Genomic DNA, 20,265 nt, shown 5'->3' with positions numbered 1-20,265 from the left:
CTGCTTCCTCTCTGGATAGCCTGCGAAGTTAGCTGTCGGATTCGGGTCAGAGAGTTCGGACCCGGCCCGCCATAACAAGCCATTCCGGCACAGGGGTATCCCGGGAGGATTCCTTCTGCGGAAGAGACTTGCTGCTGCGGACTTCACCCCAAGGCTGTAGAAACAGCCGGTTGTGGTTCCCCCGCCCCTGCCAGTGGGTGACTCGTGCTACTGATCTGCTGGCAAGGTTCGGCTCCAGATCAGGTAACGCTTTTGCATCGGCGTTGCTGTTTAACTATAGGCGATTAAGAGGCGCAGTAATAATTCCGTTATATTCGCTGTGCAAAAGTGGTAGGTCATCCTGCCTGCAGATGTCAGACAGGACGCCGGCGTCAGGCGGAGCTGCGCTTTCGGCGCTAACCGACCCGCACGAACACGTGCGCCGCGACTTCCGGCGGCAGCTCGAGGGCGCCCTCGAACCCGGGTACGCGGACAGAAATGTACTCCCCCACACGTTCGAGCGAGACGGCAGCGCCCGGCCGGATCCCGCCTTCATCCAGCTGGACCAGCAGCTCCGGCTCCACCTGGATGGGTTCTGCCAGGCGGCTGACGGTGACCTTGGATTCCGGACCGTAGCCGGCCATGGCATCGAGCAGGTTCACCACGCCGTCGGAGAACGAGCGGGCGGGCTGGCCCCCGAGCGCCGCCAGGCCGGGGATGGGGTTGCCGTACGGCGACTCGGTGGGATGGTCGAGCATTTCGTAGATCCTGCGCTCCACCCGTTCACTCATGACGTGCTCCCACCGGCAGGCCTCGTCATGAACGTAGGCCCAGTCAAGGCCGATGACGTCGGCGAGGAGGCGCTCGGCGAGCCGGTGCTTGCGCATCACCTCGGTGGCGCGCTTCCGGCCCACTTCGGTCAGTTCGAGGTGGCGGTCACCGGAGACGACGACGAGGCCGTCGCGTTCCATCCTGCCGATGGTCTGCGAAACGGTGGGGCCTGAGTGCCGGAGGCGTTCGGCGATGCGTGCCCGAAGCGCCACGATGTTCTCTTCCTCCAGCTCCAGAATGGTGCGAAGGTACATCTCCGTGGTGTCGATCAGATCCGTCATTCAGCTCAGCTCCTCGAGCCCAGTATTCTTGTCCGTCCCACCGTACCGCGGGTCCGCCGCACCGGGATCCGGCAAGCTGCAGCGGCGGTCGCGTATCCGACGGCGGCGCAGCACCGGCTGTGTGCCCGTACGTCCAGTGCCAGCTTAGCCTATTTTGAATTACTCCGGATAATCTGCGCGGTGGGTGGCGGGCCTGTCTCAGTGACTGGACTATGACGGGTGCGTGTTCCCGCCGTATCCGCGCTTCGGGCAGAATAAGGAGGGTCTTCGTGGCGGTCATGGTTGCCTGCCGGCCATCGCCCCGACCCAGCCGAACCGCACTTCCATGCCGAAAATTGGAGCCATTGTGAGCGACACCAGCATCACTATTCCCGCAAACCTCCTGCCCAAGGACGGACGGTTCGGCGCCGGTCCCTCCAAGGTCAGGCACGAGCAGATCGAGGCCCTCTCCGCGGCCGCCACGACGCTCCTGGGCACGTCGCACCGCCAGGCCCCCGTGAAGAACCTCGTGGGATCCGTCCGCGAAGGCCTGAGCACCTTCTTCCGTGCCCCCGAAGGCTACGAGGTTGTCCTCGGCGTCGGCGGTTCCACGGCGTTCTGGGACGTCGCCAGCTTCGGCCTTGTGGAACAGAAGGCACAGCACCTGTCCTTCGGCGAGTTCGGGTCCAAGTTTGCCGCGGCAACGAACAAGGCGCCGTTCCTCGCGGAGTCCTCCATCATCAAGTCCGAGCCCGGCACCTGTCCCGCCCCCAAGGCCGAGGCGGGCGTGGATGTGTACGCCTGGCCGCAGAACGAGACCTCAACGGGTGTCGCTGCGCCCGTCCAGCGGGTGAACGGCGTCGACGAGGGCGCACTGGTGCTGGTGGACGCAACCTCGGCTGCCGGCGGCCTCGATGTCGACGTGACCCAGACGGATGTCTACTACTTCGCGCCGCAGAAGAACTTCGCCTCCGACGGCGGGCTGTGGCTAGGCCTCTTCTCCCCGGCTGCGCTGGAGCGGGCTGAGCGCGTCAAGGCCAGCGGGCGCTGGATCCCGGACTTCCTGGACCTGAAGACCGCCATCGACAACTCCAAGCTGAACCAGACGTACAACACCCCGTCCCTGTCCACGCTCGTCACGCTGGATGCCCAGGTGCAGTGGCTGAACGCCAACGGCGGCCTGGACTTCGCCGCCGGCCGCACGGCCGACTCGGCTGGCCGCATCTACAAGTGGGCGGAAGCCTCCGAATACGCGACGCCATTCGTTGCCAATGCGGCCGAGCGCTCCAACGTCATCGCCACCATCGACTTCGACGACTCGATCGATGCCGCCGCCATTGCCAAGGTGCTTCGCGCCAACGGCATCGTGGACACCGAGCCCTACCGGAAGCTGGGACGCAACCAGCTGCGCATCGCCACCTTCGTGGCCATCGAGCCTTCGGATGTCTCCGCCCTGCTGGAGTGCATCGACTACGTGGTGGGCGAACTGAAGAAGTAACCACCGGCGGGGAGTTTTTGTGCAGATAATCGGGGTTCGAAGGCCTTTTGGCCCCATTATCTGGACAAAAAACTCTTTGCTTAAAGTTCGACGGCGTCGTCCAGGCTTGTGGCCGGACGGCGCCGTCAGTGGTTGCAAACCATTACTCGTTGTGATTAGTCGCGTTCGTGGGCGTCGGGCTCTGCTTCGACGCTAGGCGCTGCTTCAGCGTCAGTCGCTGTTTCGACGTCAGACTCTGCTTCGACGTCAGTCCCCGGCCCGGCGTCGGGCTCTGTTGCAGAGCCCGTGGACGCCTCCCCCGGCGCTTCCTGCTCGTCCTGCTCCTGCTCGTCCTCCGGGCGTACGCGCTCGGCCCACGGCACCCACTCCGGGGCGAGGATCGAGTCTTCGGACGGCAGCAGGCCAAGCTCGTTGACAGTGATCACCTTGGAGCGGGAGTTGCGGGTCAGGACGGCATACCACTGCCAGCCGAGATACCCCGGCAGCCGTGATTCGAAAAGGTGCGTCACCACGCGGTCGCCCTCGGTCCGGGCGGCCAGGTGGTCCCCGATTTCGGATGCCTTCGCGATGCCTTCGATGGCGGTCCGGGCCGCGTCCACGGCAGCGGCCAGCACGGCGTCGGGCTTCCCCATCCGCCACACCGGGACACCGGTGCGGCGCTGGGGTGCCTTGGGTTCCACCTTGGATTCGGCCTGTTCAGGTTCCGGGTTCATCGGGAGGCCTAGGCGTCCAGCTCGTCGGCAACCTTACGCAGGGCAGCGGCAATGGCCTTGCCCTTGTTGCCGTCCGGGTACTTGCCGGACGACAGCGTGCCGGACAGGTTGTCCAGAACTGTCACCAGGTCCTGCACCAGCGGGGCAAGATCCCTCGCGTTGGGGCGCTTGGCCTTTGCGATGGACGGAGTCTTGTCGAGGACGCGCAGGCCGAGGGCCTGGGCGCCCTTGCGTCCGTCTGCGACGCCGAACTCAACCCGGGTGCCGGCCTTCAGTTCCGTAACTCCGGCGGGCAGCGCCGACTTGGGAAGGAACACTTCCTGTCCGTCCTCGCCTGCGAGGAATCCGAAACCTTTATCCTTGTCGTACCACTTGACCTTGCCGGTAGGCACCTAATCAACCTTCTTCGTTCTGACGTTCTGGGACATGGCCGGCCGTCACCGCATCCGCACTGATGTGCGGGTTCAGGGTATGACTGCCTGGTCCATGTTGGTCTGTTCCTTCAAGGTTATCCTGACTGTCAGGCTAATCCCGCTTTGAGGCGCGGCCGCGGCACTGCTGTTAGCGTTACGTTCATGACATCCGCGCGTATCCGGCGGCCACTGATGGCCGCCGCAGTGCTCCTTGCAGTTTTGTCCCTCGCTGCGGTCGGGGCGGTCATAGCCCTCGCCGCTGCGGGCCAGGCGGCCCCGCAGTGGATCACGTCAACGGCACTCTATGGCCTTCCGGCGGCCTTCCTGCTGATGCTCGTGCTGGTGGCAGACGGCGTTGCCGCCCGCCGCCGGGCAGGAAGCTCCGCCGGGCGGTAACGTTGGACTGATGTCCCTCATTCGAGCGCTCAGCAAGGAACTGGAGGCACGCAGCGACGAGTCGCTGCGGGCTTTGTTCGCTGCGCGGCCGGACCTGATCTCCCCCGGCGTTCCCGACTTCCCGGCCCTGGCCGCCCGTGCCAGCGCGCGGGTGAGCGTGCAGCGGGCCTTGGAGCGCCTGAACCGCCCGCAAATGCAGGTGCTGGAGACCCTGCACCTGTGCACCAACACGGACACCGGTCACAGCGCATCGGCCGCGGTGCTGAAGAAGGCCATCGCAGGTTCAACTGTGGCGGCCGTCGACCAGCTCCTGCAGTCACTGCATGATCTCGCCCTGGTGCAGCGGGCCGAGCCGCCGCATGGGGCGGGCCCCGGCGCCCAGAGGCAGCGGTTCTATCTTCCGGTGAGCAGCCTGAAAGACGTCATCGGGATCTACCCGGCAGGGCTGGGGCGCAGCTACACAGAACTGGTCAGGCTGCAGCCGGCATTCGCCCAGCGCGTCGTCCAGCTTGTGGCGGAGCTGCGCCGCAGCGGCGCCGCCGTGCAGGCGGCCACCACGCCGATGGACGCAGCACTGGCGCTGCAGCACTGGACTTCATCCCCCGAGGGACTGCAGGCGCTCCTCGCCGGCGCCCCGGAGAGGACCACGGCGCTGCTGGCCCGGTTCAGCAACTGGGCGATGGGTGCCGTACCCCAGGCCCAGCGGAAGGCTTCCGTCACCACTGAAGGTCACGACGTCGGGCCGGTCGACTGGCTGCTGGCCCGGGGCCTGCTGGTGCCGCTGGACGCCGCACATGTGGAACTGCCGCACAGCGTGGGCATTTCCCTGCGCGGCGGCGCCATCATCAACAACTTCTCCCTGACTCCGCCCGCCCCAATGCTCGGTGTCACCACCGCCGCACTCCGCCACAACGCCGCGCTCGGGGCCATCGCCGAGACTCTGCGCCTCACCGGCGAACTGCTGCACGCGGTCAGGGACCAGCCCCTGGCCACCCTGCGGAGCGGCGGGGTGGGCATCCGCGAGATGCGCAGGCTCGCCGAAACGCTCCGCGTGGACCACCACACCACTGCGGTGCTGCTGGAGCTCTGTGCCCTGGCGGGCCTGCTCCGGCTGGACGTGGACAGCTCGTGCTGGGTGCAGCCACCCCAGCTGGAATGGCTCGGGCTGCCGCGGCAGGAACAGTGGCTGTGGCTCGTGAACGCCTGGCTGGCCAGCGAGCGCGCCCCGTCACTCGTGGGGCAGCGCATGAATGGCCAGCCCGCCGGGCCCGCCAACCACCGGGCCGCCCCGGCGGCCACCGTCAACGCCCTCTCTGCCGAGGCGCAGCGGTCCGACGCGCCTGTCATCCGCAAGAGGATCCTGGAGATCTTGCGGGAGCTGACGCTCGAGGCGAACGTGCCGGACGGGGCGGCGCCGGTGCTCAATGCGGAGGCCGTGCTGCTGCGTGCCGAGTGGTCGCAGCCCCGAATGGCGCGGCGGTTCAGTTCCTTGATCAGTGGCGTGCTTGCCGAGGCGGAGCTGCTGGGGCTGATCGGGTCCGGCGCGCTCAGCCAGCTGGGCGCCGCCATCGCCGCGGACGCGCCTGACGACGCCATGGATCTCCTCGGTGAACACCTCCCGGCAGCCCTCAACCATGTGCTCCTGCAGGCCGACCTGACCGCGGTGGCTCCCGGCTACCTCGCCCCCGACCTTGCCGAGCAGCTCCAGCGGATGGCCGACGCCGAAGGGCAGGGCCCGGCCACGACGTACCGGTTCTCCGCGGAGTCCATCCGGCGCGCCCTGGACTCGGGCCACGACGCTGCAGCCATCCTCGATTTCCTCCGCCGGTACTCCGCCACCGCCGTGCCGCAGCCGCTGCAGTACCTGGTGGAGGATACAGCCGCCAGGCACGGCAAGCTTCGGATCGGAGCGGCCGCGAGCTTCATCCAGAGCGATGACGAAGCTGCGCTCAGTGAGCTCTGCCGGGAGGCCGCGGCTTCGTCCCTGGGCCTGGTCCGGATCGCCCCCACCGTCCTGGTCTCCATGGCTTCACCCCGGCAGACGGCCCTCGTGCTGCGCGGGCTGGGACTGTCACCTGCCGTCGAAGAGGCCGGATCCGCCGTCGTCCGCCTCAACCGCACTGCTCCGCTTCCTGGCACTGGTCGCCCCGTCTACAGCGCGCCGCGCACCGCCCTTCCCGACGCCGACGTCACCGCCCAGCTCGCCATTCTCCGCAGCCATGCGGAGCACGGCATCAGCCCCAACGGCTCGCGTCCGGCTGCCGCCGGCGGCGAGGAGGCAACCCAGCTGGGACTCGAGACCCTGCATAAGGCCATCAGGCTCCGGCAAAAGGTAGTGATGAACGTCGTGGACAGCCTGGGGAATGCGAAACTGGAAACGGTGGTTCCGGTATCCGTGGCGGGCGGACGCGTCCGTGTGTTTGACCCCGGGAAGGACACGGAGCGGGTGCTCTCCATCCACCGGATCATCGATATCGAGGCAGCAGAGGACATGCAGCAGTGAAGGTTCTACCCGCGTGAATGACGGCCCGCTGATTGTCCAGAGCGACAAAACCATCCTCCTCGAAGTGGACCACGAGCAGGCGACGGAGGCCCGGCACGCCATCGCGGCCTTCGCCGAACTGGAGCGCGCACCCGAGCACATGCACAGCTACCGGCTCACGCCGCTGGGGCTTTGGAACGCCCGGGCCGCAGGGCTCGACGCCGAAAAGGTGCTGGATACGCTGCTCACTTATTCCCGCTTCCCCGTGCCGCACTCGCTGCTGATCGACATCGAGGAAACCATGTCCCGGTACGGCCGGTTGCGGCTGGAGAAGGACCCGCAGCACGGGCTGGTCATGCGCACCAGCGACTACCCCGTGCTGGAGGAGGTCAGCAGGGCCAAGAAGATCCAGCCGCTGCTGGGCCCGCGCATCGACGCCGAGACCGTGGTGGTCCATTCCTCCCAGCGCGGCCAGCTGAAGCAGCTGCTGCTCAAGATCGGCTGGCCGGCGGAGGACCTGGCCGGCTACGTCGACGGCACGCCCCACCTCATCATGCTGAACGAGTCGGGATGGAAGCTGAGGCCGTACCAGCGGCTGGCCACGGAGAACTTCTGGGCCGGCGGCAGCGGCGTCGTCGTGCTCCCCTGCGGTGCCGGCAAGACGCTCGTGGGCGCCGCGGCGATGGCCACCGGCTCCACCACCACGCTCATCCTTGTCACCAACACCGTCGCGGCACGGCAGTGGAAGGACGAGCTGCTCAGGCGGACCTCGCTGACCGAGGACGAGGTCGGCGAATACTCCGGCGCCGTCAAGGAAGTCCGGCCTGTGACCATCGCCACGTACCAGGTCCTCACCACCAAACGCGGCGGAGTGTACCCGCACCTTGAGCTCGTCGACGGCCACGACTGGGGCCTGATCATCTACGACGAGGTACATCTGCTTCCCGCGCCGATCTTCCGGATGACGGCGGACCTGCAGGCACGGCGCCGGCTGGGCCTGACGGCGACGCTGGTGCGTGAGGACGGGCGGGAAGGCGAGGTCTTCAGCCTCATCGGCCCCAAGCGCTACGACGCTCCGTGGAAGGACATCGAAGCCCAGGGCTACATCGCCCCCGCGGACTGCGTGGAGGTCCGCGTGGATCTTCCCAAGGATGAGCGCGTGGCGTACGCCATGGCCGAGGATGCGGACAAGTACCGGCTGTGCGCCACGTCCGAGACAAAGACCGTCGTGGCCGAACAGCTGGTGGCCCACCACCGCGGCGAGCAGATCTTGGTGATCGGGCAGTACATCGACCAGCTCGACGAGCTCGGCGAGCGGCTGGACGCCCCGGTCATCAAGGGCGAAACCTCGGTCAAGGTCCGCCAGAAGCTCTTTGACGCCTTCCGCGCCGGGGACATCCAGACCCTTGTGGTGTCCAAGGTGGCCAACTTTTCGATCGACCTGCCCGAGGCCTCGGTGGCCATCCAGGTCTCCGGCTCCTTCGGTTCCCGCCAGGAGGAGGCCCAGCGGCTCGGGCGGCTGCTGCGGCCCAAGCAGGACGGGCGCGCGGCACGGTTCTACTCCCTCGTTGCCCGGGACACCCTGGACCAGGATTTCGCGGCCAAGCGCCAGCGCTTCCTGGCCGAGCAGGGCTACGCCTACCGCATCATGGACGCCAAGGACGTCGAATCCTGCTGACTCAACCAACACACAACATTCATCCAGAAAACTCCCAGATTCTGGGAGCATCATGGGAATATGAAAAAGAACAGCGCCGAAGCGAAGCTCCTCGTGGTTGATGACGAACCGAACATCCGCGAGCTGCTTTCCACGTCATTGCGCTTCGCCGGCTTTGACGTGGTGTCCGCGGGGAACGGGCGGGAGGCGCTTGCTGCCGTTGAGGCGCACGCACCAGACCTCGCGGTGCTGGACGTCATGCTTCCGGACATGGACGGCTTCACCGTCACCCGCCGGCTGCGTGCGGCAGGCAAGCATTTCCCTGTCCTGTTCCTGACCGCCAAGGACGACACCGAGGACAAGGTCACCGGGCTGACGGTGGGCGGGGACGACTACGTCACCAAGCCCTTCAGCCTTGACGAGGTGGTGGCCCGCATCCGTGCCGTGCTCCGCAGGACGCAGCCGATGCTGGAGGATGACGAGGCCGTCATCCGGGTGGATGACCTGGAGCTCGACGACGACGCCCACGAGGTGCGCCGCGGCGGCAAGGTGATCGAGCTGTCCCCCACCGAATTCAAGCTGCTCCGGTACCTGATGCTCAACCCGAACCGCGTCCTGTCCAAGGCGCAGATCCTGGACCACGTCTGGGAATATGACTTCAACGGTGACGCCTCCATCGTCGAGTCCTACATTTCCTACCTGCGGCGCAAGGTGGACATCGATCCCGACGCCCCGGCCCTTATCCAGACCAAGCGTGGTGTCGGCTACGTGCTGCGGACAGCAGAAAAGCGCTGACCTTGCTGGCGCGATGGAAGTCGGCGCTGGAGCGCTGGAAGTCAGCCAACCTCCGGTCCCAGCTGGTGGCCATCATGATGGCCCTCCTGCTGGTGGCCCTGGCGGTGACCGGAGCCGGCACCCTGACGCTGCTGCGCACGTACCTTGAGGGCCAGGTGGACGACAAGCTCGCGGCCGCCGTCGACTCCATCCAGGAACAACGGTCCTTCAGCCAGCTCATCGTGCCAAACCCCGTCGTTCCCACGGATTACTCCGTGGTGGTGTACTACCCGGGTGCCCAGGGCCGGCGGCTTGGCGGCACGGAGAACCACCGTCCCGCCATCGACACCATTTCCTTGGAGGAGGCCCGCGATCGCGGGCTGGAGCCCTACCAGGTCCGCGGCAAGGACGGGGCGAACTGGCGGGTGGTTGCCGTCGGCATCGTGGACAGCAACCAGCGGAGGTCAGTACTGGTCATCGGGCTGCCGCTTTCATCAGTGGATGAGGTACTGCGCCATGCCACCCTGGTTGTGGTGGGCGCGGGGTTGTTGGCCCTTATCCTCGCTTTTTTCATCGCTAACTGGACAGTGACCCGGTCCTTCCGGCCGCTGGCAAGGGTGGAAAAGACCGCCGCGGCCATCGCCGCCGGTGACCTGTCCCGCCGCGTCGACGTGGAGAATCCGACGACGGAAGTCGGCCGCTTGGGCCAGTCATTGAACGCTATGCTCGCCCACATCGAGGGAGCGTTCGCGGCACGGATGGCCTCCGAGGACCGGATGCGCCGGTTTGCCGCAGACGCCTCGCACGAGCTGCGCACCCCGCTGGTGACGATCCGGGGTTACTCGGAGCTGTACCGGCACGGCGCTTTGCAGTCCTCCGAGGACGTGGCCAACGCCATGGGCCGGATCGAGAGCGAGGCCAAACGGATGGGGTCCATGGTGGAGGACCTGCTGCTGCTGGCACGCCTCGATGAGCAGCGTCCGCTGCAGCGCAAGCCCATCGACCTGCAGCTGCTCGCCCACGACGCCGTGGTGGACACGCAGGCCAGTGCAAGGACGCGGGCCGTCACCCTGACCGGCCTCCACGGCGGAAGCGCCGGGCCGGCACCGGTGCTGGGCGATGAAGCGAAGCTCCGCCAGGTCATCGGCAATCTGGTGGGCAATGCGCTGCGCTACACACCGGAGGGAACACCCATCGAAATCGCGGTGGGCGTCCGGCAGGGCGACGCCGGTTCAGCCCGGGCTGTCCTCGAGGTCCGGGACCACGGGCCCGGAATCTCCGACACCGAAGCCACCAAGGTCTTCGAGCGCTTCTATAGGGCGGATACCTCCCGTACCCGTGATACGGGCGGCAGCGGACTTGGCCTGGCGATCGTGGCCGCCATTATCGGCTCGCACGGCGGCTCCGTCCGGGTGGAAGGTACCGACGGCGGCGGCGCGACGCTCGTGGTCAGCCTCCCTCTCCGGGAGGACTCTCCCGACGAGGACAGCGTCGAAGCGGACAGCGTCGAAGCGGACAGCGTCGAAGCGGACAGCGTCGGGACGTTCTCGGACAGGACATCCGGAGACGACGCTGCTATCGGGAAGCGGGTTGCCGGCGGGAACCGTTTATCCACATAGAGGAGTGCACTCTGGCCCCTCCTGCCGGCGGGTTCCTAGGCTCGACGTAGCGGATCGGAGTGGCCGGTCCGCCCACCATTGCGATTGTCCTGCCGGGGCAGTCCCTTAAGATGTCGAGAGGCCCGTCATGAGCATCATTTCCGTCGATACCGACCTACTGCAGGTGAAATCAGCCAACGTCAAGGCAACCGTTGACCGGATCAGCGCCGACGTCCAGGCGATGAAGCATGGGCTGGATGAACTGCAGGCCACGTGGCGCGGCTCGGCTGCCACCAACTTCCAGGCGCTCGTTGCCGAGTGGACGCTGACCCAGGGCAAGGTCGAGGCCTCACTCGCCTCCATCAACCTGGCCTTGTCGTCGGCTGCGGACACCTATGCGCAGGCGGAACAGGGCAACGCGCAGCGCTTCAGCTGACGTCTACGGCCAGCCACCCGCGGCCGGGCTCAGGCTTGGCGGCAACTCTGGCTTGGCGGCAACTCAGGCTTCGGCGCCGGCCCAGGCTTCAGTGGCAGCTCAGGCTTCAGGCGTGCCCTGGTGGAACCGCAGGCGCCACTGTCCGCCGTCCAGGACCCACAGGGAGCTCCGCAGGGCTGAGCCGGCGCGGGAGTAGCTGCGGTACGTCAGCAGGACCGTATCCGTGCCGATCCGGTCAGCGCTGAGCACGTCCAGATCGACAGGACCGGCCGGGCTTTCCTCGAGGGACATCATCATGGCGTCGCGCGTCCAGAGGCGCCCGGCTGTCCCGATTTCCGTGAAGTCAGGGTGCAGGAGCTGGCCCGTCCGCCCGATGTCGCGGCGTACATCCGGGCGGAGGAGCTCGCGTTCCAGGGCCTCGACCGTTTCTTCCGGCGTGGCGCCCTCCGGCGCTTCCGCGAACGCATCGGCGCCAAGTTCGTCCACGCCCAGTTCGCTGAAGAGGTCCGGCTCGTCGGATCCAAAAAGCGCCGGGGCTTCGGGCTCGGGGCGAACTCTGGTGCCGGCCTCTGCACGGGAGGGAGTGCCGGCCACGCGGCGGGCCGGTGGTTCGGACTCAAACAACGGCGGGATGCCGCCCTCGCCGCGGCCCTCCTTAACGGCCCGCCGGCCCGTTGCCGGTTCGGCGTCGGGGAACCCCGGACCCGAGCGGGCGGCAACGCCCAGCTGGTAGGCGCTTGCCACGGCCCTGGCGCGCTCGTCGGCGGCTTCGTTCAGCTCGTGCCCGGCATGGCCCTTGACCCATTCGAACCTGTACTTCCGCCCGGCGAGCTCCCGGTCGATGTCCTTGAGGATGTCCACGTTCAGCACTGGTTTGCCGTCCGCCTTGCGCCAACCTTTGCGCTTCCATCCCGGCATCCACTTCGTCACGGAGTTGATCACGTACTGGCTGTCGCAAAGTATGTGCAGGTCCTCGTCCGGGAGGTGTGCCGTGGAGCGGAAGAGGTCCAGAACGGCCATCAGCTCACCCTGGTTGTTGGTGCCGTGCGGCCAGCCGCCGGCCCGCCAGCAATCGTCGTTCACGTACCAGGCCCACCCCGCGGGACCCGGGTTTCCCAATGCCGAACCGTCGGCGGCTGCAGTAATCGTCACCGAACCATCCTGCCAGACTGCACGGACAAAAATGAGCAGACAAAAAAGCGCGGCCCCCTCCGTAGAGGGGGCCGCACTCATGAGCCAGCTGGGAGCAGCGGGAGGCTAGAAGCCGCCCATGCCGCCCATCTCGTCGCCGCCGCCCATAGCGGGAGCGTTCTTCTCCGGCTTGTCGGCTACGACGGCCTCGGTGGTGAGGAACAGGCCGGCAATGGAAGCCGCGTTCTGCAGGGCAGAGCGGGTCACCTTGACGGGGTCGTTGACGCCGGCGGCCAGCAGGTCGACGTATTCGCCGGTTGCTGCGTTCAGGCCATGGCCGGCGGGAAGGCCGCGGACCTTGTCCACCACAACGCCGGGCTCGAGGCCGGCGTTGAAGGCGATCTGCTTCAGCGGGGCGTCGATGGCAACGCGGACGATATTCGCACCGGTTGCTTCGTCGCCCTGGAGCTGCAGGTTGGCGAATGCCTTGGCGCCGGCCTGGATCAGGGCCACGCCACCACCGGCCACGATGCCCTCTTCGACGGCAGCCTTGGCGTTGCGGACAGCGTCCTCAATGCGGTGCTTGCGCTCCTTGAGCTCAACCTCCGTGGCGGCACCGGCCTTGATGACTGCAACGCCGCCGGCCAGCTTGGCCAGGCGCTCCTGCAGCTTCTCGCGGTCGTAGTCGGAGTCGGAGTTTTCGATCTCGGCGCGGATCTGGGAAACGCGGCCGGCGATCTGGTCGGCGTCGCCTGCACCTTCGACGATGGTGGTCTCGTCCTTGGTCACGACAACCTTGCGTGCCTTGCCCAGGAGCTCGAGGCCGGCGGTCTCAAGCTTGAGGCCGACTTCCTCGGCGATGACCTGTCCGCCGGTGAGGATGGCGATGTCGGCCAGCTGCGCCTTGCGGCGGTCACCGAAGCCCGGAGCCTTGACGGCGACGGACTTGAAGGTGCCGCGGATCTTGTTGACGATCAGGGTGGCCAGGGCCTCGCCCTCGATGTCTTCGGCGATGATCAGCAGCGGCTTGTTGGACTGCATGACCTTCTCGAGGACAGCAACCAGTTCCTTGACGTTGGAGATCTTGGAGTTGACGATCAGGATGTACGGGTCTTCGAGGACCGTTTCCTGGCGCTCGGTGTCCGTGACGAAGTAAGCGGAGATGTAGCCCTTGTCGAAGCGCATGCCTTCGGTGAGCTCCAGCTCGAGGCCGAAGGTGTTCGACTCCTCGACCGTGATGACGCCTTCCTTGCCCACCTTGTCCAGGGCCTCGGCGATCAGGGCGCCGATTTCGTCGTCACCGGCGGAGATGGAAGCCGTGGCGGCGATCTCTTCCTTGGTTTCGATTTCCTTGGCGGAGTTCAGCAGCTCGGCGGTGACGGCTTCAACAGCCTTCTCGATGCCGCGCTTGAGGGACAGCGGGTCAGCGCCGGCCGCGACGTTGCGCAGGCCTTCCTTGACCAGTGCCTGGGCCAGGACGGTGGCCGTGGTGGTGCCGTCACCAGCGACGTCATCCGTCTTCTTGGCAACTTCCTTGACCAGCTCGGCGCCGATCTTCTCGTAGGGATCGTCCAGCTCGATCTCCTTGGCGATGGAAACACCATCGTTGGTGATCGTGGGGGCGCCCCACTTCTTTTCGAGGACGACGTTGCGGCCACGCGGGCCGAGGGTGACCCGGACGGCGTCGGCGAGGGTGTTCAGGCCCCGCTCAAGACCGCGGCGTGCCTCTTCATCAAATGCAATGATCTTGGCCATAACGGCAGTAGTCCTTTCGGGACAGTCGTTAAGAAGGAACCTCGCTGTGGTGCCCGCGACGGACGATTCTTTCCGCAGGCCTATGTACGCCCAACGGTCCGGATCTCACCCCAACCAGGTGTTTCTTTCGCTCCTTGCGCCGCTGCCGGGACGGTGCCGGCCTGAACCGGTCGACCCTTTAGCAGTCGGCACGCTGGAGTGCTAATCAATAATTAGCACTCCCCCGGGGAGAGTGCAAGCAGATGAGCTTGTTAATCCCGTAAACGGGGAGGGTATTCGCTGCCAGCGATCAGCCAGCGGCCAGCCTGCCATCAGCCGGCAGACCTGCCGGCGGCCTCGCTTCCCGTGAGCTTGGCTTTGTTGTCGGCTCCGTAGGTGAACACCATGTACCTGGCGGCAGTGACGTCCCCGTTTGCATCGAAGCGGACGGGGCCGGACTCGCCGTCGTAGTCAATGGCCTTCCCGTCCCGGATGGCGGCGAGGCAGTCCTTGTATGTCGAGCAGACGGCCGGCTGGCCGGACGGCGGGGCGGACGCCCGGCTGCCCGAAGTGCCGCCGGAGACGGAGATGAGCGTACCGGCGATGGAGGCACCGGCGTCGTCCTCCGCCGCAGCCGCGGCCAGGGCCGCGAGGTTCACGGCGTCGTAGGTCTCGGCCGCGAACGTCGTGTCCTTGAGGCCCGCATCGATGGCCACGAGTTCAGCCTGGAAGTGCGCCGAGGGGAAGACTCCGGGCACCAGGGCGCGCGCCCCGTCCAGCGACTTGGATCCAAGGGCGGACCCGTACTGCCTGAAGGCGCCGTCACCCAGGATGAGTTTGTTGCCCGGGAGTCCGGCGTTGGTGAGCTCGGCGATGGCGCCCTGCGCACCGTCCCGGGCCAGAACGACGACGGCGTCCGGCGCTGCGTCGCGGGCGGCGGCAGCAGACTTCTGTGCCTCGCCCGCCTTGAAGCCGGAGACGGTGACGGGGTCCAGCCCGCCAGCCTTGGCGGAGGCGGACACGGCTGCAGACACCGCCTGGCCGTAGGTACCGTCCTCGTAGACCACCGCGAGGCTCTTGGCTCCTGCGTCCCTGGCCAGTTTCACCATGACGGGAGCCTGTGCGATGTCAGCCGCCGCCGTGCGGAAGTAGTAGCCCCCGCTCTTGTAACTGGTGAGTTCCGGAGCCGTGTTGGCGGGAGAGATGAGCGTGGTCCTGGCCTTGGACAGCACATCGATGGCGGCCGGCGCCCGGCTGGAATCGGTGGGACCAATCACGACGTCCGCCCTGGCATCGGCGAGTTTCCGGGCCTGGGCAGCGGCGTCGGCTCCGGTGGTTACGGGCAGCAGCTCCACAGGCCGGCCCTTGTGCCCGCCCGCCGCGTTGATCTCCTGGACGGCTAGCTTGGCGGCGGCCAGCTGGGCGGCGTTCAGGAAGGACTGCGGTCCCGTGTTGTCGAGGATCAGCCCGATCCGCAGGGTCCCGTCGCCGCTCGCTTCAACCGGAGCCGTGCGGGCGTTGTCGCCGGACCCGGAGCAGGCACCGAGTGCCAGCGCAGCGGCGGCACACCAGCCGGCGGCACCCCAGACGGCACCAACCCGAAGACCTGCGCGCGCCACTAGACGGGCCGGACCTTTTCGGCCTGCGGACCTTTTTCGCCTTCGCCGACTTCCAGCTCCACGCGCTGGCCCTCGTCCAGCGCCCGGAACCCGTCAGTCTGGATGGCGGACCAGTGCACGAAAACGTCGTCGCCTGAATCGTCAACGGTGATGAAGCCGTAGCCCTTTTCCGCGTTGAACCACTTCACGGTTCCCAATGCCATGATCCCCACACTTTCAGGTTGCTTCCGTAAGGCCCACGTCGATGTGTGCCGTGAATTACGCCTTGCAGCCTGCCATCACTCTATCGAGTCGTGCCCGTGGAGGCGCAGGCCAGCGGCCCGGAGCGGAGTCAATAGTTATTCACGCGTAACCGGGACGGCTACTGGTAGCCGGGGCCGAGCACCACCGCAACGGGCGTGGGGAAGTCCGCACTCTCCACGAGTGTGGGGATGTTCAGCAACTCGCTGAGCGCCTCGGCGTTGGCGCGGTGGGCAGCGTCCGAGTAGAAGATCACCGACTGCTGCTGCGGGGCGCCCTGCCAGTTGGCCACTTCACCTAGCACCCAGCCATCGGACTTGACCGTGGCACCGACCCGTCCGGCAAGTCCGGAGGTCAGCGTTCCGTTGAAAATGGCGACCGGCTGCGACTTGTCCACCGCTGCAGGGGCAATGGTTTCCGAGGCGGCAGGTTCCAACGCGGAGGGGGAGGCCGGTTCGGAGGCGGACGCCGAGGCCGAGGGGGTGGCGCTGGGCGTCCGACTTGCAGAGGGCGTCGCCGTGGGGCTGGCCGACGCCGCCGACGTGTCGGCCGCGGCGGCGGGCGGCGGTGTGAGGGCGGGCTGGAACCCCAGCTGCGGCAGCAGAAGGAAAGCAACCAGGCCGACGGCGAGCGCCGCGATTCCCACGGAAAGGATCGGCCACAACTTCGGGCGCGACGGCGCGGAGGCAGCGCGGTGTACGCCCTGCCGGGAGGAGACCTCAGGCACCCTGTCGAATTCGTCCCGAGCAAAATTAGTCATGGTGAAGAGGCGTCCTTGTTGGTTTTCGCCGGCAGTCCGGCACTAGCAGTTACGCGTCAGATCCAAGGCGGCGTGCTGTGCGGGCCCGCTGACGTGACGTACGTAGTCTACGCAATCTCTTCACGAGCATTGGGTCGTGGGCCAGCGCGTGCTCGGTATCGATCAGTGCGTTGAGGATCTGGTAGTAGTGCGTCGCGGACAGGTCGAAGAGCTCCCGGATGGCCTGTTCCTTGGCGCCGGCGTACTTCCACCACTGACGTTCGAGCGCGAGAATCTGCTGCTCCCGTTCGCTCAGCGGCGAGTCCCTGAGCTTGAAGTCCTCCAGCAGCGAGCGGCTCCGCAGCCCGCGCTCCAGCCCTGATTCCCGCTCCGATTCCCGCCCTGATTCCCACTGTGATTCCCGCTCGGTGAGACGGTCCTGCAACGGCTCGGCCACTGCGCTCTCCTTAGCTGAATCCGGTCAAAGTACCTCCCCTATGTTACGGAGGAATAACAGCATTGTCATTTGCGCCGTGTCGGTACTCCGCGGACAGGGGCGGCGGGTTTCGGACAGCGGTGCGGGAGAATGGACACCGTGACGGAACCTGAACCGCTCTTCGACCTCGAACCTGCACCGGCGGCCGGCCCGGACTTTGCGGAGCTCGCCAGGCTGCCGTTCGACGAGCTCATGGCACCCGACTGGGCCGATGCCCTGGCGGGAGTGGAGGCCGAGTTGAGGTCCGTGCTGACGTTCCTCGCGGCCGAGGAGGCGGACGGACGGCGGGTGCTGCCGTCGGCGTCGAACGTCCTCCGGGCATTCCGGCAGCCGTTGAACGGGGTTCGGGTCCTGATTGTGGGCCAGGATCCCTACCCCACCCCCGGACACGCTGTGGGGCTCGCCTTTTCCGTGGACGCCGGCACCCGCCCCATCCCGCGCAGCCTGGCCAACATCTACAAGGAGCTTGAATCGGACCTGAACCTGCCACCGCGGATCCACGGTGACCTCGGAGCCTGGGCGGACCAGGGAGTACTGCTGCTGAACCGGGTGCTGAGCGTACGTGAGGGCGCCGCCGGGTCACACCGCGGCAAGGGCTGGGAAACGATCACGACGGCGGCGGTGACCGCTGTCGTGGGCCGCCGGACAGCGGGGGGAACCACCGCGCCGCTCGTGGCTGTGCTTTGGGGCAAGGACGCCGAGGGTGTCCGCCCCCTGCTGGGCAGCACCCCCGTCGTGGCCAGCGCCCACCCCAGCCCGCTGTCCGCCTCGCGGGGATTCTTCGGTTCGCGGCCGTTCAGCCGCGCCAATGCCCTGCTGACGGAGCAGGGCGGCGGGCCTGTGGACTGGGAGCTCCCGGCCATCCCACCGCTCAGCTCCGTTCAAGGAGCTTAGGCTAGGCTTACCCGCATGACTTCCCTTCCGGCCACCACCAGCGCCACCAAGAAATCCCGCCCGCAGGTCACCTTGGCTGTCCTTCGGCGGGAGCAGCTGTCCGCGCACATGGTGCGGATCGTCGCGGGCGGCGCGGGGTTCGCTGATTACGTCAACAACGACTTCGTGGACCGGTACGTCAAGATCGTCTTTCCGCAGCCTGCGGTGGACTACCCCCAGCCCCTGGACCTCTGGGCCATCCGGGAAACGATGCCCCGGGAGCAGTGGCCGCACACCCGGACCTACACGGTCCGCTGGGTGGATACCGCGGCCGGAGAACTGGCCATCGATTTCGTCGTCCACGGAGACGAAGGCCTGGCGGGCCCCTGGGCTGCCACGGCCCAGCCGGGCGACAGCCTCATTTTTACCGGCCCCGGAGGCGGCTACAACCCGGATCCGGCCGCGGACTGGTACCTGCTGGCCGGGGACGAGGCCGCGTTGCCGGCCGTGGCCGCCGTCATCGAGTCCCTGCCGGCGCATGCCAGGGGCCTGGCCTTTCTCGAGGTGGACTCCGACGCTGACGTCCAGCCGATCAGCGCCCCGTCCGGTCTCGAACTGGTCTGGCTGCAGCGCGGCGGCATCCCGGCCGGCGAGAGCAGCCAGCTGGTGGACGCCGTGCGCAGTGCCTCCTGGCCCGATGGCCGGGTGGATGTTTTTGCCCACGGCGAGCGTGGCTACATGAAGGGCCTGCGGGAGGTGCTGTTCCGCGAGCGCGGCCTGGACCGCAGCCAGGTTTCACTGTCCGGCTACTGGGCCAAGGGCCGCGTCGAGGACGTTTTCCAGGCCGAGAAGAAGCTGCCGATCGGCAAGATCTAACGCCGGGAAGATCCAGCAGGTCCTAGCGGCGGCGGGACCGCCGCCGCTCGTTGCTGGCCAGGCTGCGCGTGAGCGGCCGGGCCAGCGTGTCACCAAGCACAATGCCGCCGGCAACGCCGAACACAATCGCCCCTGCGCTGAGCATTCCGCCGGCCCCGAGCAGGATCTCGGACTCCTCGATGGTCAGGACGTACATCGAGCGGAAAATGGTCAAGCCGGGCAGGAGAATCAGGCCGGCCGGCACGGCGACCACCAGCTGCGGTGCGCCCATCTTCAGAGCCACCACGCGGGCCAGCAGGCCGATCACGACGGCGGCCAGCGCCGGCGAAAACCGCGGGCCAATGCCCATCGCCTCGCCGCCGATCAGGACCAGGTGCCCCACCACACCGACGGCCGCCGTCGGAAGCAGCAGCTTCCAGTCCGTCTGTTCCGTGACGCCAATTGCCACAACTGCGATGGCCACCAGGATCACCTGAACCCAGAGCGGGTACGCGGGCGGGAAGGTCTCCGTGACGCTGATCGGCTCCATGCCGATCCTGTCTCCCACCACGAACGCGACGGCGATCCCGGCCACCACCGCGCCGAACGTCAGCAGAGTGGACAGGAAGCGGCCCGCCGCCGTGACGGGGAAGCCGTTGATGGCGTCCTGGACCGAGGACACGAGCCGTCCGGTGGGAAGCAGCAGCAGGATTCCGCCCACCACCACAATGGCGGGCGCCAGCCGGATCCCCACAGGACTGCCGTACCTCCACAGCAGCAGCGCGATGACCGTCACCACAAACGAACAGGCCGCCGTGATGAAGAAGTCAGGCGTCCGCCAGCGGCCCAGCTTCCGGGCCACCAGGCTGATGAGCAGGTTGGAGGCGAACGCGACGGCCGAGGCGCCCGGACCGCCGCCGATGACGGCCACGAACACGGCCGCGAACACCGCGAACGCCACCGTCACCATCCAACGCGGGAACGGCTTGGGGCGCCGGACAATCTCGTCGAGCCGGCGGACGGCCTCGTCCCGGCCGACTCCGCCGGCTACGATGTCGGTGACCAGCTGGTGGACCTGTGCAAGCCCCGCGTAATTGTTTGTCCAGGAACGGACCACCCGCAGGAGGGTGATGGGCGTCTGGTCCTTGGCTGCGTAGTTGATGCCCACGGACTGGTTGGTGATGTCCACCTCGATGTTTTTCAGCCCCAGCGCAGCCGTCACGGCAATGATGCTCGTTTCGACTTCGAGGGCGCCGGCGCCGTACCGGAACATCGACTCGGCAAGATGCAGCGCAAAGTCCATCGTCTTGCGTGCGGACTCATCGATCCCGCCCACCTGGATCATGGGATTGGCGTAGGGGCTCCCGGCGAGCCGGTCCACGATGCTCAGTGGCGCCGTCGGCGGATTTTCCCCCTGCACCAGGCGTCGCAGCATGCGCTTGGCCGCCGCGTTCTGGTGCAGCTGCGAGGCGGTGAGCGGCTCCGTCTTGGGCAGCCCGTCCGTGGGCGGCCGGTTGGCGCCGCGGGGTTGTTTCGTCATC

The 20,265-nt window shown here is 67.1% G+C and carries 19 protein-coding genes and 1 riboswitch; of the genes, 9 read left to right on the top strand and 10 right to left on the bottom strand.

The genetic code is table 11. The features are described 5' to 3' along the window. Positions 1-2: 2 nt before the first annotated feature. Positions 3-244: riboswitch (cyclic di-AMP (ydaO/yuaA leader) on the bottom strand. A 151-nt stretch (positions 245-395) separates the two neighbouring features. Continuing rightward, positions 396-1,091, bottom strand: coding sequence for a metal-dependent transcriptional regulator (locus tag LFT45_RS05095; RefSeq protein WP_236807164.1), 696 nt, complete (start codon positions 1,089-1,091; stop codon positions 396-398). A gap of 346 nt (positions 1,092-1,437) precedes the next feature. On the opposite strand from LFT45_RS05095, the gene serC reads away from it, so the two are divergent. Continuing rightward, positions 1,438-2,568: a phosphoserine transaminase gene (gene serC / locus LFT45_RS05090; RefSeq protein ID WP_236807162.1), complete on the top strand. Its 1,131-nt coding sequence runs from the start codon at positions 1,438-1,440 to the stop codon at positions 2,566-2,568. 155 nt (positions 2,569-2,723) lie between these two features. On the opposite strand, the gene LFT45_RS05085 is transcribed toward serC, so the two are convergent. Then, entirely contained in the window at positions 2,724-3,281 is a 558-nt protein-coding gene (locus tag LFT45_RS05085; protein ID WP_236807161.1) for a DUF3027 domain-containing protein, read from the bottom strand. Positions 3,282-3,289: 8 nt separating this feature from the next. Further along, a complete protein-coding gene (locus tag LFT45_RS05080) occupies positions 3,290-3,673 on the bottom strand; it encodes a cold-shock protein (RefSeq protein WP_190607674.1) in 384 nt (127 codons plus the stop codon). Between the two features lie 183 nt (positions 3,674-3,856). Between LFT45_RS05080 and LFT45_RS05075 the strand changes: the two genes are divergently transcribed. The 6 genes from LFT45_RS05075 (at position 3,857) to LFT45_RS05050 (ending at position 11,037) form a co-directional block, all read left to right on the top strand. Beyond that, on the top strand, positions 3,857-4,090 hold the full coding sequence (locus LFT45_RS05075) for a hypothetical protein (protein WP_236807160.1): 234 nt from the start codon (positions 3,857-3,859) through the stop codon (positions 4,088-4,090). Positions 4,091-4,100: 10 nt separating this feature from the next. Beyond that, a complete protein-coding gene (locus tag LFT45_RS05070; RefSeq protein ID WP_236807159.1) occupies positions 4,101-6,593 on the top strand; it encodes a helicase-associated domain-containing protein in 2,493 nt (830 codons plus the stop codon). A 13-nt stretch (positions 6,594-6,606) separates the two neighbouring features. Continuing rightward, a complete protein-coding gene (locus tag LFT45_RS05065) occupies positions 6,607-8,250 on the top strand; it encodes a DNA repair helicase XPB (protein WP_236807158.1) in 1,644 nt (547 codons plus the stop codon). Between the two features lie 60 nt (positions 8,251-8,310). After that, a complete protein-coding gene (locus tag LFT45_RS05060) occupies positions 8,311-9,024 on the top strand; it encodes a response regulator transcription factor (protein WP_236807157.1) in 714 nt (237 codons plus the stop codon). Between the two features lie 74 nt (positions 9,025-9,098). Further along, positions 9,099-10,622 (top strand): sensor histidine kinase, encoded by a 1,524-nt coding sequence (locus tag LFT45_RS05055; protein ID WP_236808972.1) that lies wholly within the window; start codon positions 9,099-9,101, stop codon positions 10,620-10,622. Positions 10,623-10,749: 127 nt separating this feature from the next. After that, positions 10,750-11,037: a WXG100 family type VII secretion target gene (locus tag LFT45_RS05050; RefSeq protein WP_111902971.1), complete on the top strand. Its 288-nt coding sequence runs from the start codon at positions 10,750-10,752 to the stop codon at positions 11,035-11,037. Positions 11,038-11,136: 99 nt separating this feature from the next. Here LFT45_RS05050 and LFT45_RS05045 read toward each other — a convergent pair whose 3' ends face one another. The 6 genes from LFT45_RS05045 to LFT45_RS05020 form a co-directional block, all read right to left on the bottom strand. After that, on the bottom strand, positions 11,137-12,189 hold the full coding sequence (locus LFT45_RS05045) for a ribonuclease HI family protein (RefSeq protein ID WP_236807156.1): 1,053 nt from the start codon (positions 12,187-12,189) through the stop codon (positions 11,137-11,139). Between the two features lie 105 nt (positions 12,190-12,294). Then, positions 12,295-13,923: a chaperonin GroEL gene (gene groL / locus LFT45_RS05040; RefSeq protein ID WP_111902973.1), complete on the bottom strand. Its 1,629-nt coding sequence runs from the start codon at positions 13,921-13,923 to the stop codon at positions 12,295-12,297. Between the two features lie 311 nt (positions 13,924-14,234). Continuing rightward, positions 14,235-15,521: an ABC transporter substrate-binding protein gene (locus LFT45_RS05035; RefSeq protein ID WP_236807154.1), complete on the bottom strand. Its 1,287-nt coding sequence runs from the start codon at positions 15,519-15,521 to the stop codon at positions 14,235-14,237. After that, positions 15,521-15,724 carry a cold-shock protein gene (locus LFT45_RS05030; RefSeq protein ID WP_146033096.1) on the bottom strand — a complete coding sequence of 68 codons (204 nt, stop codon included), beginning with the start codon at positions 15,722-15,724 and terminating at the stop codon, positions 15,521-15,523. Before LFT45_RS05030 ends, LFT45_RS05035 begins: the two co-directional genes overlap by 1 nt. Positions 15,725-15,882: 158 nt before the next feature. Next, the gene (locus LFT45_RS05025; RefSeq protein ID WP_236807152.1) at positions 15,883-16,521 is read right to left on the bottom strand and encodes a LytR C-terminal domain-containing protein; all 639 of its coding nucleotides are present in this window, start codon (positions 16,519-16,521) and stop codon (positions 15,883-15,885) included. A gap of 49 nt (positions 16,522-16,570) precedes the next feature. Then, positions 16,571-16,957, bottom strand: a complete 387-nt coding sequence (locus tag LFT45_RS05020) for a DUF3263 domain-containing protein (protein WP_236807150.1) — start codon at positions 16,955-16,957, stop codon at positions 16,571-16,573. 129 nt (positions 16,958-17,086) lie between these two features. Here LFT45_RS05020 and LFT45_RS05015 point away from each other — a divergent pair, with 129 nt between their 5' ends. Then, on the top strand, positions 17,087-17,890 hold the full coding sequence (locus tag LFT45_RS05015; RefSeq protein WP_442863598.1) for a uracil-DNA glycosylase: 804 nt from the start codon (positions 17,087-17,089) through the stop codon (positions 17,888-17,890). Between the two features lie 15 nt (positions 17,891-17,905). After that, positions 17,906-18,745: a siderophore-interacting protein gene (locus LFT45_RS05010; RefSeq protein WP_236807147.1), complete on the top strand. Its 840-nt coding sequence runs from the start codon at positions 17,906-17,908 to the stop codon at positions 18,743-18,745. Between the two features lie 22 nt (positions 18,746-18,767). On the opposite strand, the gene LFT45_RS05005 is transcribed toward LFT45_RS05010, so the two are convergent. Then, on the bottom strand, positions 18,768-20,264 hold the full coding sequence (locus LFT45_RS05005) for a threonine/serine ThrE exporter family protein (protein ID WP_236807145.1): 1,497 nt from the start codon (positions 20,262-20,264) through the stop codon (positions 18,768-18,770). Between the last annotated feature and the right edge of the window lies 1 nt (position 20,265).

Origin of the sequence: Arthrobacter sp. FW305-BF8 (assembly GCF_021789315.1) — a bacterium.
Taxonomy (GTDB): Bacteria; Actinomycetota; Actinomycetes; order Actinomycetales; family Micrococcaceae; genus Arthrobacter.
Note: the sequence above shows the minus strand (reverse complement) of the source record. Positions and strands in the feature narration are given on the sequence as shown.